This window comes from Moritella viscosa, from assembly GCF_900120065.1.
Classification (GTDB): Bacteria; Pseudomonadota; Gammaproteobacteria; order Enterobacterales; family Moritellaceae; genus Moritella; species Moritella viscosa.
Window position 1 is genome coordinate 1 of sequence record NZ_FPLG01000099.1, and the last position, 17,540, is coordinate 17,540.

At 39.5% G+C, this 17,540-nt stretch carries 11 protein-coding genes; 7 read left to right on the top strand and 4 right to left on the bottom strand.

What is annotated here, in order from left to right; translation table 11 throughout:
• Positions 1–255: 255 nt before the first annotated feature.
• From recC to BT797_RS14775, 4 genes are all read left to right on the top strand, one after another.
• A complete protein-coding gene (recC, locus tag BT797_RS14760; protein WP_045108667.1) occupies positions 256–3,648 on the top strand; it encodes an exodeoxyribonuclease V subunit gamma in 3,393 nt (1,130 codons plus the stop codon).
• Positions 3,648–7,217 (top strand): exodeoxyribonuclease V subunit beta, encoded by a 3,570-nt coding sequence (gene recB / locus BT797_RS14765; protein WP_045108668.1) that lies wholly within the window; start codon positions 3,648–3,650, stop codon positions 7,215–7,217. Before recC ends, recB begins: the two co-directional genes overlap by 1 nt.
• A complete protein-coding gene (gene recD, locus BT797_RS14770) occupies positions 7,217–9,244 on the top strand; it encodes an exodeoxyribonuclease V subunit alpha (protein ID WP_075472620.1) in 2,028 nt (675 codons plus the stop codon). Before recB ends, recD begins: the two co-directional genes overlap by 1 nt.
• 155 nt (positions 9,245–9,399) lie before the next feature.
• Positions 9,400–10,668, top strand: coding sequence for a dicarboxylate/amino acid:cation symporter (locus BT797_RS14775; RefSeq protein ID WP_170860770.1), 1,269 nt, complete (start codon positions 9,400–9,402; stop codon positions 10,666–10,668).
• A gap of 111 nt (positions 10,669–10,779) precedes the next feature.
• Here the strand turns inward: BT797_RS14775 and miaA are convergent, their stop codons facing one another.
• On the bottom strand, positions 10,780–11,703 hold the full coding sequence (gene miaA, locus BT797_RS14780; RefSeq protein ID WP_045108671.1) for a tRNA (adenosine(37)-N6)-dimethylallyltransferase MiaA: 924 nt from the start codon (positions 11,701–11,703) through the stop codon (positions 10,780–10,782).
• 271 nt (positions 11,704–11,974) lie between these two features.
• Here miaA and asnC point away from each other — a divergent pair, with 271 nt between their 5' ends.
• A complete protein-coding gene (asnC, locus tag BT797_RS14785; RefSeq protein WP_045108672.1) occupies positions 11,975–12,436 on the top strand; it encodes a transcriptional regulator AsnC in 462 nt (153 codons plus the stop codon).
• Between the two features lie 97 nt (positions 12,437–12,533).
• Positions 12,534–13,769 carry a cystathionine gamma-synthase family protein gene (locus BT797_RS14790; RefSeq protein ID WP_075472623.1) on the top strand — a complete coding sequence of 412 codons (1,236 nt, stop codon included), beginning with the start codon at positions 12,534–12,536 and terminating at the stop codon, positions 13,767–13,769.
• A 94-nt stretch (positions 13,770–13,863) separates the two neighbouring features.
• On the opposite strand, the gene BT797_RS14795 is transcribed toward BT797_RS14790, so the two are convergent.
• Positions 13,864–15,546, bottom strand: a complete 1,683-nt coding sequence (locus BT797_RS14795; RefSeq protein ID WP_075472624.1) for a flagellar assembly protein A — start codon at positions 15,544–15,546, stop codon at positions 13,864–13,866.
• Between the two features lie 577 nt (positions 15,547–16,123).
• Between BT797_RS14795 and rplY the strand changes: the two genes are divergently transcribed.
• Positions 16,124–16,411 (top strand): 50S ribosomal protein L25, encoded by a 288-nt coding sequence (gene rplY / locus BT797_RS14800; protein WP_045108675.1) that lies wholly within the window; start codon positions 16,124–16,126, stop codon positions 16,409–16,411.
• Between the two features lie 51 nt (positions 16,412–16,462).
• Here rplY and BT797_RS14805 read toward each other — a convergent pair whose 3' ends face one another.
• Together BT797_RS14805 and BT797_RS14810 are read right to left on the bottom strand one after the other, a co-directional pair.
• Positions 16,463–16,972, bottom strand: a complete 510-nt coding sequence (locus tag BT797_RS14805; protein ID WP_075472626.1) for a class I SAM-dependent methyltransferase — start codon at positions 16,970–16,972, stop codon at positions 16,463–16,465.
• Positions 16,973–16,981: 9 nt separating this feature from the next.
• Entirely contained in the window at positions 16,982–17,371 is a 390-nt protein-coding gene (locus tag BT797_RS14810; protein ID WP_045108676.1) for a SirB2 family protein, read from the bottom strand.
• Between the last annotated feature and the right edge of the window lie 169 nt (positions 17,372–17,540).

Below are 17,540 nucleotides of genomic sequence, written 5' to 3' on the forward strand. Positions count from 1 at the left end.
TTTTTTGTGTCTAAAATTTAGCGTTAAGAATGAGATATGACTCGAGAAAATAAAAACCAGCTGACAGCTGGTTTCGTTGTATTTGGCTTAAGGTGATTTATCCCAATGACTAGGGTGATAGGAATAGTTGATCTCATCGCCTATTTGGATATGTTTTTCTATTTCTGTCGCAAAAACCAACATGTCGTTTTTTCTACATTGCATAGTTAGTTCGTATGCTCCACAATTCCAATAGGTTATCAGTCTGGAGTTACCGTGTTTAATCTTTATCACTCGAATCAGTTAGATATTTTAAAAGAGCTAATGGCTCACTTTATTGCTAAAGATCCACTTGCCGACCCTTTTGTCGAAGAGCAAGTTTTGGTACAAAGTCCAGGTATGGCGCAATGGGTGAAAATGGAGTTGGCGAAGTCGATGGGCATATCGGCTAATATTACCTTTCCATTGCCTGCTTCTTTTATTTGGAAGATGTTCCAAAAGGTATTACCTGACATTCCTGATAAAAGTGCATTTAATAAAGAGGCAATGTCTTGGAAGTTAATGCTAATCCTCCCAGAGTTATTAGTGCTACCTGAATTCGAATCATTAAAGCATTATTTAGCGGATGATCAAGACGATTATCGCTTGTTTCAACTCTGCCAGAAAATATCGGACACGTTTGACCAATATTTAGTATACCGACCTGAGTGGATCGCGGCTTGGGAAGGTGGTGATAATATTCATGCTGATACCCACCCTTGGCAGCCATTGTTATGGCGTGAATTAGTTGCTAAAACCGAAGCATTGGGTCAATCTCATTATCATCGCGCCAACTTATATGATCAATTTATTGCCCGTCTGAATAGTTCGACGTTTGATGCCAATCAGCTACCTGAACGTATATTTGTATTCGGGGTATCTGCATTACCACCGCGTTATTTAGATGCATTACAAGCACTTGGTATGCATACCGAAATACACTTTATGTTATCGAACCCTTGTCGCTTGTACTGGGGTGATCTGATAGACCCTAAGTGGCTTTTAAAGCAACGTACAATGGTTAATCATAACAATATAACTCTTGGCATGAGTGATAAGGTGAGTGCTAATGATGAACAAACCGTTCGGGCTCTCTTTGATGAAGATGATGCATTTAAAGTTGGAAATCCACTACTCGCGTCTATGGGTAAACTAGGTCGTGATAATTTAGCGTTATTAACGGGTTTTGGTTGTCAGGAGTTAGATGTTTTTGTTGAACCGAGCGATGAGGGATTACTGGCAAGTATTCAGCGCGATATATTAGATTTGGCTGATCGTAGCATGGAAGAGTTTAATGTTTCGCAACAGGATGCGAATGCGCGAGATAGTCGTTATAAACTATCTATAAATCCTGCTGACACTTCACTTGAACTGCACAGCTGTCATAGCCCAATGCGTGAAATAGAAATATTACATAATAATTTACTTACTATGTTTTCGGAAAATCCAGACCTGAATCCCCGAGATGTGGTTATTATGATGCCTGATGTAAATGGTTACAGTCCTTATATTCAAGCGGTGTTTGGTGCGATGGACCGTTATGATGAACGGTATATTCCGTTTTCTATCTCAGATAGTGGCGCGCAGTATGATAATCCTATTTTACTCAGTTTTTTACAATTACTGGCTCTACCTTTATCGCGTTGTAACGTATCTGAATTATTGTCATTATTAGAAGTGCCTGCGGTACTGGCTCGTTTTGCTATTACGCCTGATGAATTCAACCGTTTACGTCAATGGATTGATGAGTCAGGCATTCGTTGGGGTTTAGATGAAGATGATGCAACTCGTTTTGATTTACCGGGAATGAAACAAAATACTTGGCTATTTGGCTTGCATCGTATGCTGCTAGGTTACGCTTATGGTGGTGACGATATTTATCAAGGTATATTGCCTTATCAAGAAGTGCAAGGAATTGAAGCTGAGTTACTAGGTAAGTTAGCACAGTTCATTGAAGCATTATTAGATAGTCTTGCGTCATTACAAAATCCCAAATTGATAGCTGACTGGATCAAGTTAAGTAATACGCTAATAGAGAGTTTTTATAAAATTAATGTGGATGATGAACAATCCATAAAAATTATTCGAGATGCTTTTTCGCATTTAGATGAGCAATTAAAAAGCGCGAGCTATGACAAGTTAATTACACCATTAGTATTACGTGATTATTTAAATAATGCGCTTTCACAAGTTGGGTCTAGTCAAAAGTTCCTTGCGGGTCAAGTTAACTTCTGTACCTTGATGCCAATGCGTTCTATCCCATTTAAAGTTATTTGTTTACTCGGTATGAATGATGGTGTTTATCCTCGCTCAATTCCACCAATGGGTTTTGATTTAATGGCTAATGATCATAAACAAGGTGATCGTAGTCGTCGTGATGATGACCGTTATTTATTTTTAGAAGCGCTTATTTCTGCCCAAAGTAAATTATATATTAGCTATATTGGCAGTAGTATTCGTGATAAGAGTGAGCGCCTACCGTCTGTGCTGATCACTGAGTTATTACAGTATTGCCAGCAAAGTTTTTGTGTTACAGGTGATGAATGTCTATCTCCTGATGAGTCAGCGGAAAAATTACTGACACATTTAATTCAACATCATGCTTTACAGCCGTTCGATGCACGTTATTTTAATCCGGAAGCACCTTGTTCTTTTGCTAAAGAATGGTTACCTGCGTTAGCCCCTGTTGTGGAGTTAAGACAATTTCTCACTGAGCCTTTACCTGCGCTAATATTCAATGATGATATGCAAGAGGTTGAGCTCGCTGAGATATTACGTTTTTATCGCCATCCGACTAAGTACTTCTTTAACCGACGTTTAAAAGTTTATTTTAATCAGGCTAGTCTTGATGTACTTGATGACGAACCATTTGATGTTGATAACCTAGAAAAATATCACCTTAAAGCGCAATTGTTGGAAACGGAATTGATGGGGGGCGATATTAGTTTGGTGACTGAACGCTTGGTCGCATCAGGTAGCCTTCCTCTTGGACGTTTTGGAAAAATTTCCCTGGATAAAGAAATCAGTACTGTTAGTCAGCTTGCTCAGGTATTAATGCCGTTATTGACCAACAGTAATGATGACATCGAAGTCGATATTCCTTTGATTTCAGGGCGCTTAGTTGGTTGGTTAAAGCAAATATATAACGGTGGTTTAGTAAGGCATAAACCAAGTGGCTTTAACGGTAAGGATTATCTACAGGCTTGGTTAGAGCATTTATGTTTCTGTATTAGTGCTAAAAATCCCACAGCGACAACGCTTGTTCACTTAACTTCGGGTAAGCCTGTTGTACAACGGCTTAGAGTCATAGAGCAATCTCGGGCGAGAGAGTTGTTGTTTCAATTACTTGAGGTTTATAGCGATGGTAGCTGTCAGCCTTTAGCGTTATTCCCTAAAACAGGTTGGGGTTGGGCAAAAACCAAATGTACGACCGCAGAGCCTGATGATTATAAATTAAGATCGGAAGCATTATTGAATTTTGAAGGTGGTTATAACCGCATGGGCGAAAATGCGGATGACTATTTACAACGTAGTTTTCCACGTTTAAATGATGAGGTATATAAATTAATGTCAGCATTCTCTGAGTCGGTGTTATTTCCTATATTTGAATACCTAGAGGATGTCGAATAATGGCTGACGTAAATATTCTTAATGCGATGACGTTCCCCCTCTATGGTGAACGCCTGATTGAAGCATCTGCCGGTACTGGTAAAACCTTTACTATTGCCAGTTTATATTTGCGCTTGTTATTAGGGCATGGTGGTGAGAATGCTTATCAAAAAGAAGATAAAGTTGAAGTATTAAATGTCGACCAAATATTGGTTGTAACATTTACTGAAGCTGCCACGGCAGAATTACGCGATCGAATTCGGGCACGTATTCATCAAGCTCGTATTGCCTTTAGTATTGGTTATAGTGATGATCCGGTGATTAGTTTATTACTGGCTGATACCCAAGGTCAGGATTATGCGCGTTGTGCCAAATCATTATTGGCCGCAGAGAGACAGATGGATGAAGCGGCTATTTATACCATTCATGGATTTTGTCAGCGCATGCTGAAGCAAAATGCATTCGAGTCCGGCGCCTTATTTGAAAGTGAATTTATTACTGACGAATCGCAGCTAAAGTTTAATGCAATTGCTGATTTTTGGCGTAGTCATTTCTATCGTTATAAAGACGGTATGATTGATATGGTACATAGCTTTTGGTCATCACCACAGGCACTGCTGCGGGATATTTCTGGGTACTTATCCAATACTGATATCGAATTTATTGCCAAAATTGGCAGCGATGATATTGAACAGGATTATGATAAATTAATTTCATCAATTCAAAAGGTTAAAGACGCATGGTTAGAAAGTTACAATGATCTTTGTGAATTAATTCAAGCGGGTAACTTGAATGGTAATAGTTATCGGGTTGCCAGCGTTGCAAAGTGGCTAAATGAAATGCTCAGTTGGTCACAATCAGAAACCAAGCAAAATGATTTACCTGATAGTATCGTTAAATTTTCCCAGCAAGCCTTAACGGCTAAAACTAAAAAAGGCAAAATATCACCTGAACACCAAGTGTTTAGTGATATAGATACCTTATTAGAAAAGCCGTTATCGCTTAAAGATTGTTTTATTGTTAAAGCCGTGGAATACGTCCGTGCGCGTGTGATGAAAACCAAAAACCAATCACAGTTATTATCTTTTGATGATTTGCTGTCGGGATTATCTGCAGCATTAACGGGTGAGCAGGCTGTCAGTTTAGCTGAGTGTATTCGTAGTCAATATCCTGTTGCGATGATTGATGAATTCCAAGATACCGATCAGCAGCAATACGATATCTTTAATACTATCTATGGTAAACAAGACGGTGCTGGTTTATTTATGATCGGCGATCCGAAACAAGCAATTTATAGTTTCCGTGGTGCTGATATTTTTACTTACATGCAAGCGCGTGAAAATGTTGATGATCACTATACCTTAGCCAAAAATTGGCGTTCTTCAACAGCTATGGTCAGTGCGGTAAACTGTGTGTTTGAGCATGCCAATAAACCTTTCATTTATGAAGATAGTATTAGTTTTCAATCTGTTGAATCAAAAGGTAAAAGTGAACCTCTGTTATTGAATGGTCTTGAGCCTGCTGCATTACAGCTTTGGTTACACGAAGAGGAAGGTCAGAAAAATATAACGAAAGGTCTGTATCAACAGGTTTATGCCAAAGCGACGGCTAATCAGATTGCGACATTATTAACTGATGCACAGCAAGGTAACGCGATGTTAGCGGGTCGGGCTGTAAAAGCCGGTGATATTGCTATCCTTGTGCGAACGGGAGCGGAAGCTAAATTAGTGCGTGAGCAGCTTGATGCTTTATCTATTCCTAGTGTTTATATGTCGAATCGTGAAAGTGTATTTGCTACCCGTGAAGCGCGCGAGTTGTATCATATTTTTGCTGCGATTTTAAATCCTGAAGACGAAGGCTTATTGCGGGCGGCATTAGCGACCTCTATTTTTGAGAAACCCGCGATTGAATTAGACCAGCTCAGTAATGATGAAAAAGTCTGGGAGCAAACCGTTGCGGAATTTAAGCAATATCAAAACGCTCTGCAGTGGCAAGGTTTTTTACCAGCATTAAGATTATTACTCAATCAGCAAAATATTGCAGCGATCATGCTTTCTGGTCAAGGTGGTGATCGACGTTTAACAGATGTTCTGCATTTGGGGGAATTACTGCAAGAAGCAAGCTTAGAATTAGATGGTGAATATAGTCTGTTCCGCTGGTTTGGTGAAAAAATTGAAAATCCAAATGGTGATGCGCAAGAGCAGTTGGTTCGTTTAGAAAGTGAAGCAGATTTAGTTCAAGTCGTGACAATCCATAAATCTAAAGGACTGGAATATAATTTGGTATTCCTACCGTTTATTTGTGCGACAAGGCAAGCTTCAGCGCCGCTTTATCATGCTGAAGGTCATACTTACGTACATCTTGATTTAGATGATGAAGAAGCGTTAGAAACAGCGAAAGGAAAAGCTGACCAAGAGCGTCTTGCTGAAGATCTACGCCTGTTATATGTGGCATTGACGCGGGGTGTTTATGCTACGTGGTTAGGATTAGGTGCGGTAAAAATGGGTAACTCCCATAACAAAATGCACTTAAATGCGATAGGTTATTTATTACAGCAAGGCGAAGAATGCAAAGACACTGAATTTAAAACCTGTGTCGAAAAGCTTGCCGAACAACAAACTTGTGTTGAGGTTGTACTGCCACCATTAGTGGCTGTCGATGCCTATCAACCCATCGTTGCACCGTCAGTAGTTTATCAAGCGAAGACAATGACAAACCCGATTAGCAAGAACTGGTGGGTAACGAGTTATTCTGCATTGTCTCGCCATAGTCATGGTAATCGCCATTCTAGTTATGACGCATCGCTGGAGTTACCGGGATTTGATGCCGAAGTAGATACTGAGAAAGATGAAGATCAGGAAATGAGTTGGGATATTTTTAGTTTCCCGCGTGGTGCCGCAGCCGGTACTTTATTGCACACGGTGTTTGAACATATTGATTTTTCCAATGTTGACAAGGACATGCTCACCGAGCAAATATTACACCTGCTCGAGCGTGAAGGTTATGATTTAGCTTGGTTACCAGTACTACTTGAATTGGTGAATCAAGTACTGGATTGTCCATTGCTGGATGGTTTTAGTTTACGTCAGTTAACGCCCACCCAGAAAAAAGTGGAGATGGAATTCTTTATGCCAATTTCATCGCTTAACTGTGATGATTTAAATACATTGATAAAGCAGCATGATGGGCTTTCTCAGCAGGCTGGTGAGCTTGATTTTCAGCAAGTGAGCGGCATGCTAAAAGGGTTTATCGATCTGGTGTTCGTCTATGAAGGTCGTTATTACGTACTGGATTATAAATCGAATCATTTAGGTGACAGCCAAGCTGATTATACGTTTGACGCGATTAATCAAGTAATGATTGAACACAGGTATGAACTGCAGTATCAACTGTATACCTTAGCGTTACATCGTTTCTTACGCTCGCGTATTCCAGATTATAACTATGAGCAACATTTCGGTGGGGTTTATTACTTGTTCTTACGTGGCATGCAAGTCGAAACTGCGGCTCAATACGGCGTATTTTTTACCAAACCATCAGTTGATTTTGTTATGCAGTTAGATGATTTATTTTTAGGGGAACTCGCATAATGAGTGTACTTCAGTGTCTCAAAGAATTAGCCAACGAAAATAAAATTCGTCAATTGGATTACCAGTTTGCCCGTTTTATCAGTAATTATGAATCCGATCCCGCTATTATTTTATTAGCCTGCTTAACCAGTTATCAACTGGGTAAAGGGCATGTCTGTATTGATTTAAAAAATATAGACACTAATGCGTTATTTGATTTGAATTTAATTCGCTCACAACTCTTACTGGCAAAAGTTTCTAGCCGTAGCAATACTTGGCCGACATTATTGGCAAATTCGGTTGTCGTGGGTGAGTCTGCGCCACTGCAGTTTGTCACGGATGCCAATAAATTATATTTACAGCGCTATTGGGCTTATGAGTTGCAAGTCGCGCAACAATTAAAAGATTTAGCAAAACAAAGTCAGCAACCAGATTTAAGTGCTAGCCTCAATCGTTTGTTCAAACGTGATTATGGTTTCCTATTTCCTATACTCGCCAAAGAACGAGAAGCTGACTTTAGTGCGCAATCATTTGTGGCGAAATATCTCGATGTGGTGAAGAAAGGTCGAATTAGTTGGCAGGATGTTGAGCAGGTACTACTCACAGCTAAAAATGCCCAAGAGTTACATGCATTAGATAGCTTGATACCTGAAGCATACTGCTTAAATTGGCAAAAGTTATCGGTGGCTGTTGCTGCTACTCGTCATTTTTCCGTTATTTCAGGAGGACCCGGTACAGGTAAAACAACCACAGTAACTAAGTTATTAGCCTTATTAATTGAGCAGGGCCTATTAGCGCAACAAGCGTTAACCATTAAACTGGTTGCGCCTACTGGTAAAGCGGCTGCACGTTTGACGGAGTCAATTGCGGGCGCTAAAGGAAAGTTAGATCTGCAAGTTAGTGTGGCGGACTTAATCCCTGAACAAGCGGGGACAATACATCGATTATTAGGTGTGATCCCGAATAGACAAGCATTCCGTCATAACAAAGACAATCCTTTACATCTCGATGTCTTGGTTGTCGATGAAGCATCCATGGTTGATTTACCGTTAATGGCAAAATTGTTAGCTGCATTACCTTCGCATGCGCGATTGATATTACTCGGTGATAAAGATCAGCTAGCCTCAGTAGAAGCAGGCTCAGTACTCGCTGATATCTGTGCGTATGCCGAGTTGGGTTATTCAGGTGGACAAGCGAATTGGTTATCGAAGATCACTGACTATGAGTTGACTCAGTATCAAGCCTCTGATGCGACCGCTATTTATGACAGCTTATGTTTATTACGTAAGAGTTATCGTTTTGATGCTGAATCTGGTATTGGCTGTTTAGCGGGCGCGGTAAATAGGGGGGATCTAAATGAGTTTGATCGTGTTTGGGAAAATCAGCACGATGATATTCACTTGCACCCGTTATCAACCGAAGCTTACGATGCGTTAATCACGATGGCGAAGCAAGGTTACCAAGACTATTTAGCCAAAGTTGTCGTATCACCGAGTGAAGACGAAGCAAAGTCGATATTACGCAGTTTTAATGATTTTCAAATTTTAACGGCAATCAGAGAAGGTGACTTTGGTGTACACGGTTTAAATCAACGTATCGAAAAAGCGTTACAGTCAGCGCGTAAAATCCGTAAAAATCAGTCCGAATGGTATGCGGGTAGACCGATTATGATCATCAATAACGATCATGGCCTCGGTTTATACAATGGTGATATTGGCATTTGTATGCAAGATGAAGATGATCGTATGCGGGTTTATTTTGAAATGGCTGATGGTAATGTGCAATCTTTTCTACCCAGTCGATTACCGCCACACCAAACAGTCTTTGCCATGACGATCCATAAATCACAGGGCTCTGAATTTAGACATACGGTGATGATTTTACCAAATCGTTTTAATCCGGTGCTGACCAGAGAGCTGGTTTATACCGGTATTACCCGTGCAAAAGAGAAATTAGACATATTTACCAATGTTACCGTGATGAAAAAAGCGATTAAATTACGAACGGAACGGGTGAGTGGATTAATGACATTACTCAATAAAGATTGATGAATCGGAGATTTAGACCCTTAATTATCATTTATCCTAAAAAGGCAGTGCTTTGTTATTGATATTGCAAGCATACAGTTAAAAACTTGGTGTTTGATCACATTTATGGCTAACTTGCTGTGTTATCTTCGCCGCGTTTTTTTCGTTAACGTATAATGTATTGCTTAAAACCTTATTTGGAGAGTGTTTTGCTTAAGGATAAAAAAAGTCTAGTTAAAAATATTGGATTTCAAGTTGTAGTCGCTATGATAATTGGCGCTGCTGTCGGTGCCTTTATGGGCGAAGATGCTGCCATTTTTGCGCCATTGGGTACTCTATTCATTAATCTGATCAAAATGTTAGTGATCCCACTTGTTGCTGTATCGATTATTGCAGGTGCGGCGAATCTAGGTGATAGTCCTTCTGCCGGTAAAATTGGTGTGGGTACATTTGTATTCTTCATGTTGACGTCCGCGATTGCTGTTGCACTTGCGTTAGTGATGGGTACCGTATTTGAACCAGGTGTTGGTGTTGATTTCTCTCAAAATACAGTTGGTCTCGTTGCTGTCACCGCTGAACAGGGCGCACTGCCGGGTGTATTTGAGACTATTATTGGCATGATCCCAACTAACGTATTTAGTGCGTTAACCAGTGGTAACATTCTACAAATTTTAGTATTTAGTATCTTCTTTGGTATTGCGTTAACGAAAGTTGAACGTAAACGTTCAAAACCAATTATGGATGGCTTAAATACCATTATCGATGCATTCGTGTGGATGATTAACTGCGTGATGATTATTGCACCAATTGGTGTGTTTGGTCTGATGGCGGAATCGGTTGGTACGTTTGGTTTTAGTGCACTAGCTGTGGTAATGAAACTATTTGTTGTTTATATTGCTGCGATTATTATCTATGGCTTTATTTTCTACCCACTTGTTGTGAAATTCTTCTCTGATACGCCAGTATTGAAATTCATGTCTGCGATGAAGAAACCACAAGCGTTAGCATTATCGACAGCGTCATCAATGGCGACATTGCCAGTGACACTGGAAGTTTGTGAAAAAGAATTAAACATTGCTAACTCAACTGCATCGTTTGTATTGCCGTTAGGTGCCACGATCAACATGAGTGGTAATGCCATTTATTACGGCCTAGTGGCTGTGTTCTTTGCACAAATGTTTAATGTTGAATTAGGTATGGCTGCTTACGCTGCAATTATCTTCACATCGACATTAGGTGCGATTGGTCAAGCGGGTGTTCCGGGACCATCATTCCTTGTGGTTGCTGTATTGTTAGCGGCGGGTATTCCAATCGAAGGCCTACCACTATTATTCGCGTTAGATCGTATCTTTGATATGGTGCGTACCGCATTGAATATTACGGGTGATGCAGTATGTGCAGTTGTGATGGATAAATATAATCCAGAGCATCAAGTAACTAAATAATAAAAACTTAGATAATAAATATTTAAGTTAATAAGATAAGAAGCCACACCCATCCGGTGTGGCTTTTTTATAGTTGGTAATTATGGCTTAAATTATTATTCGAGATGAGGGTTAACTTTGTTGGAATTGACTTAATACAGCTTGCGCTTGTTGGTTTATATCACCAGTGCCATCTAACCAATGAATTATTGCGCCTTGGCGTTCCATTCTTCTAAACCAAGTGTCTTGACGTTTCGCGTATTTATGAATTGCCACATTGAGTTTATCAAACATGTCATCATAGCTTATTTTACCTTCCACATACTGGCTGACAAAACGATATTCAAGGCCAAAGTATTCAAGCTTCTCATGTGTCACGCCTTGCGCTAGCAAGCCCTCCACTTCTTCTATCATGCCGTTTTCTAAGCGTTCTTTTAAACGTAGAGTAATACGTTGGCGTAATACACTACGCTCCCATTTGATCCCAAAATAAAGTGGCTTAATATCAGGTAGAGGTTTTTTCACCGAAGGCATGGTTTGCGATGTTGTATACTGGGCAATTTCGATGGCACGGTATAAACGTGGACGCACGGTAATATCGGTTGCTTGATACGCTTCGTTGTCTAACTCAAGTAAAATTTCTTGTACCGCTTCGAGTGCCATATTGGCAAACTGCTCACGCTGGGTAATATTTTTATCAACTTGCACAAATTCATAACCGGCAACAACAGCATCAATGTACAGGCCTGTACCGCCGACAAGTAAGGGTAACTTATCTCGCTGGTTGATGTCGTTAAACGCTTGGAAAAAATCGCGTTGAAATTGGAACGCATTATATTCTTTACCGGGTTCTATAATATCAATCAAATGATAAGGCACTTCGCCATATTCAGCTAAATCTTTGCCTGAACCAATATCTAAGCCTGTATATACCTGCCGAGAATCACCCGAGATCACTTCCCCGTTTAATTGTTTTGCCAGTTCGACACCTAAACGTGTTTTCCCCGATGCTGTCGCGCCGAGTACGACGATAAGATTGTATTCTTGTTGAGACATTAAATTACCTGAATGAAAAATTGCATTGTGTGCAGGCCGAAATGGTAACTCAAGCTTGCTATGTGACCAATAGTCTTTTTAATTTTGTTGTGAAACTTATTTTAATTTAGATGTAACTTAAAGGCTAATTAATGAAATAGTGGGGAAATCTCAGTTATGCAGTCAAAAAGGTGGTATTTTTTCAAGATTATTCAAATTATACGCTAGATGATTAGGGTTTTAGCGTTATAATCGACTTCTTGTATTGTTACTTATGATCGGAAAAGTTGTAATGTCGCTTAATGCTCATCTTGATGAATTAGATAAAAAAATTCTTAATGCACTCATGGTTAACGCACGTGTTCCTTATGCTGAACTGGCGAAAAAATTTAATGTAAGTGCGGGTACTATCCATGTTCGTGTCGAAAAAATGAAGTCAACAGGTGTCATTCTAGGCACAAAAGTTGAAGTGTGCCCGAAAAAACTCGGTTATGACGTTTGTTGTTTTATTGGTATTAATTTAAAGAGCGCAAAAGATTACCCTTCTGCGTTAGCGCAATTAAAAGCGTTAGATGAAGTTGTTGAAGCATATTACACAACGGGTAATTACAATATTTTTGTTAAGTTGATGACGCGTTCGATTGATGAATTACAAAAAGTATTGATTGATAAAATTCAGCAGATTGAAGAAGTACAGTCGACAGAAACATTGATCTCATTGCAAAATCCAATTAGCCGTGGTGTTCACCCATAATCTTCACCGCTAATTATAAATGATAGAAATGCTATAAGTTAACCTCGTCCTGATCAATAATGAGGTTAACGTCAATTTGTTGTATGAAGGAATAACAATGAAAGAGCAGGGATTCACTACTCATTTAGTTCATCATGATCACAATCAAAATTTAGAGTTTGGTGCTATTCATGCACCCATTTATAACTCTGCCACTTATGGTTATGATGACATTCAAGATCTTATCGATATCTTCCAAGGTCGCCAAGCCGGCCAAGCCTATGCTCGTCAAGCTACGCCAACGATTGATATGTTACAAAATATGATTTGCGAAATGGAACAGGGTAAAGCATCACTCTGTTTTAGCTCTGGTATGGCGGCGATTGTCGCGATATTTTTGACTTTATTAAAAAGTGGTGATCATATTGTTGCCAGCCGTTTCTTATTTGGTAATACTTCAAGTGTATTTGGCACATTAAGAAGTTTCGGTATTGAAGTGACGTTAGTTGATGCAACCGATGTTGCTAACGTTGCCGCTGCTTGCCAAGAAAATACGAAAATGGTGTTTGTAGAAACAATTGCTAATCCGGCGACCCAAGTTTGTGATTTAGCTGAAATTGGCGAATTATGTGATGCCAAAGGTTTATTATATGTTGTTGATAATACTTTAACATCAGCCTATTTATTCCAGCCTAAAGCGGTGAAATGTCATCTTATTGTTACGTCACTATCAAAGTATTTTGGTGGACACGGTAATGTAATTGGCGGTTCTGTCACTGACACTGGTTTATTTGATTGGTCACAATATCCAAATATCTTTGAAGCATACCGTAAAGGTGATCCTGCTATGTGGGGCTATGCGCAAATGAAGAAGAAAGGGTTACGTGACATGGGTGCATGCCTTAGTTCTGAGTCGGCTGGCCAATTAGCGCTAGGTTCAGAAACAATGGCACTGCGTGTAAAACAATCGTCAAGTTCGGCATTGGCTTTAGCATTGATGTTAGAGAATCATCCAAAAGTTGAACGTGTTTATTATCCAGGTCTGGAATCACACCCTGAATATGCTCGAGCTAAATCATTATTTGGTGCATCAGGGGCAATGTTAAGTTTAGACTTGAAAGAAGGCTTGGATTGTTGTCAATTTTTAAATGCGTTGAAGCTGGTGATAGGCGCTACACATTTAGGTGATAACCGCAGCTTAGCATTACCTGTTGCGCCAACTATTTTCCATGAAATTGGCCTAGCGGCAAGACAGGAATCGGGTATTAGTGAGAATATGATCCGTTGTTCAATTGGTATTGAAGATACTGACGATTTATTGGCTGATTTTACTCAAGCACTAGCAAGTCTGTAAGTTTGTTAAGCTCATATATTGAAAGAAAGGCCTAAGTGATCACTTAGGTCTTTTTGTTTGAAAATATAAAATTAGTGAGCAAGGTATTTATTATCTAATTATGATTAGCATAATCAAAACCAATTTGTTTATCTTTATATATGACTCGGCAAGGGCCGTATTCTCGCTGAGTCACGGTTGATGCTGTACCTATATGTAAGGTGACGTTATCGAATATGCATTTACTTACTTCGATATTGTGTACGTGAAAATATTGATCTAATTCAAGTTGTAACTGTTGTAATTCTAATTCATCATTGACACGTCGTTGGTTAAATCTATTTTTTTCATACAGCATTTCTTTGATTTCAGTAACGATACCGTGATCATGTTTCCAGTTATCTTTTGGCGGTAAATTATTAATTTTAATCCACAGCGAATCATCTTTTTCAACTAACGTTTTGAATTCTAGGCTACGGTTTTGTACTTGCCCTCGGATTTCATCTTCTTGCATGGCACAAAAAATTTCAGTTTTGGTACCTGATGTTGCCCCAATACTGACAACAACAATGCCATTATCCGCGTTCACAGTACCACCAATGATATCACCATGGCGGTTAAAGCCATCACTCACGGTCAGCTTTCCTTGGGTATGAGTCACACTATGTAATAATTGCTTTGTAATCGTAATGTCACCAACGGCAGTTAACTCGGAGTATTGTACAAACTGAGCGCGTATTTGTCCTTGTGCTTTAATCTTGGTCGCGAGTTGTTGATTGTTACTCTTATTTGTTAATTGGCGGCCTAAGATGCCTTTATTGACAATAACATCGCCTGCTGCTTCCAAGGTTGCGGAGTCAACAAACCCCATAACGGTGATGTCGCCACTACTTTTCACTATCATCTCGGCGTCAACATCACCTGTGATTAAAATGCTACCTTTAAACGTAATATGACCTGTGCCTATATCTACATTCTTAATTGTTAGCATATCATCAATTTGCAATACGCCTCGGACCTCAACGGCTTGTCCGGTCATAGTCGCAAGTAGTCTTAATGGATTGTTTGGGTCGATACGGGTACCTGGACCGGCTTGTAGCTTAGCGTCTTTACCTGACTTTGGTAATAGCTCTTTACCGAGTAAGTTGAACCCTTTGGTGCCATCATCTGCCGGTATTTTTTCGATGAGTACGTCGTTATTTTTAACCATGTTTATTTCACCAAGGTTACGCATATCAACATTACCATCAGCTTGTATTTGTGGTTGTAATAATCGTTCTCGGGCTAATGATACTTGGCGTTTCAATTCGGCATCTTTACCATTAATTGGGAGTTGGCCTTCGGCAACAATAATCTTAATTTGTTCACCGGGTGATAGACTCGAGAGTTGTGTCAGTTGTTCAGCTATTTTTTGTTTATCAATACCAAGGTGGATGTTGCTGCTAGTGAGCTCAGCTAAAATATCATCAATTGAAATTTGGTTGTCACCCCAGGCAGCCGTTAAGTTCATTTCTGCTTGCATGCTGTCTTCATTGAGGCTGATATCAATTTTACAATTATTACGCTCTGCTAGAATAAAGATGAATTCTTCTTCGTCAGCGCGTTTACCAGCAAATTTATTTATTTGGGTGGCAGCTTCTTCAAGGTTCGAAAGAATAGGGGATAGTTGATTGAAAGGCTCTACATTCAGTAACTCAAGTAAATCAGTTATTTCGAGTGGCGCATGTTTATTTGGGATCAGACGGACTTCGGCTTGGTTATCATCTTCGCTTAACTTAATTAATGTTGAGTCCAGCATACAAGATCCTAAAGTATTATCGTTGATATTAGGGATAGTTAATATTTCCAGTATAGCAGCATAGACTTTATCTAAAGTAGTATTAACTTATTGAAATACTCGGTTTAGTGATCTCAAACTTACTTTAGAGATAAGCATTCCTATTGTGTTGTGATACGTTATTTTTTTGTTTGATCATTCTAATTTAGGCGTGATTTAAAATGCAATTTCAGTTAATTATAATATTCTAAATCTGTTGCATAGCAGTCCCATATTGAAGGGTATTATTCTTTATTTTGTTTTATTAGTTGGCTATATTCGGCGTGTTTAGACTCTATTTGGCGGTTTGTTTTTTTATTTAAATATATATTGAAGAGAGGGAACAGTATTTATTGCCGATAAATCCGAATTTTCCTTATTTCAAATAGGCGGAATCTTTTTAGTTCTGTGCATTTACTTGTTGTGGTAAGGCTGGCATGGTATTATCCGCACCCGTTAATTATACTGTTGTTGCCCGGTCGCAGGCAGCAGTTAAAAGACGCTTACTTATCCGGATTTTAGTTCGGATCTAAACATTACTACTTATTAGGAAAAGATTATGTCTTTCACTTTTGAAGCACAAGTACGTTCAGACCTTGGGAAAGGTGCGAGCCGCCGCCTACGTCACGCTAACAAATTCCCTGCTGTAATCTACGGTAAAGGCGAAGAAGCTATCTCTATCGAATTAGATCACGATACAGTTAACAACGCACAGCGTAACGAAGAGTTCTTCTCTTCAGTTATCACGCTTGTTGTTGATGGTAAAGAAGTTGCTGTTACAGTTAAAGCTATGCAACGCCACGCGTTCAAGCCAAAATTACAACACATTGACTTTATCCGTGCTTAATAACGGATTGTGATAAGGGCGCCATGTTGATGATTCAACATGGCGCTTTTTTTATGGTTTTTTACAGACTATCTGTGCAATTGCGCGGTCTGGATTACGTTCAATCCCTTCAAAATAATGCAAACACTCCCAGTCACTGAACATCGCTTTTAATTCTCCCAGCTGTAATAGAAATGCATCTCGATTAGGTCGACCAAATTGTCTGTTCTCGACAGTGAAAGTTTCATAGATCACAATGCCGCCGGAACATACTGATTGCTTGATTGCATCAATGAGTGGACGGTGTAAATACCTAAATACCACGATGCCTTGATAGTGACTAGCAGGTAATTGTTGTTCGCCATGTTCAAAGTCAATTTGCCAGCATTGCTCGGTACTCACCCCCGGTACAGCCGCTATACTGGTTAATGCAGTCTGGTTTTGATCGGCAAAAATAGTGGGTATCTGCTGTTGATGCAGATACAGACCATTGCGACCTGCGCCACAGGCCAAATCCAATACGGGTTTACCTGACGGCTGGAATAATGTGCTGTATTGTTGTAATAGTGCCGATACTGCCATATAAACCCCTTAAGCGAGTGCTAACCACGACATCACATCATGGCTTTTTGCGACACCCAGAATATAAGCAAAAATTGCAACCGCAGCGACACTTGCCCACATACGTATAATGGCTGTTTTACCTCGTTTAATTGCTATTGTACCCACGATAACATAAGCAATAAGGGCGATTAGTTTTGCTGTTAGCCAAGCATCAGTAAATGGATATTGTTGGATTGTCATCATTAAGTGACCAGCTAACAAAATAAGCAGTGTATCAATGATGTGCGGCAATATTTTGATCACCTTATTTTGTAATAATGCTGATTCTGTGACCGACAAAATTGAACGGAAAATAAAGAAACTGATACTAAGGTAAGCCATGCCCATGTGCATGTGTTTAACAAATACGTAATCCATTTTAATTGCCCATTGTAAAAAGTGATGTGATTAAATCGATTAAGGGGGATAAATTTCATATCCATCTTAATACGTGTGTTAGTGACGTCTTCGGCGAGAAGTATATCTAATTATGACGGGGTTAGATAATGAATGAGGTATACATACATTTTTAATTTTCTATCTTAAG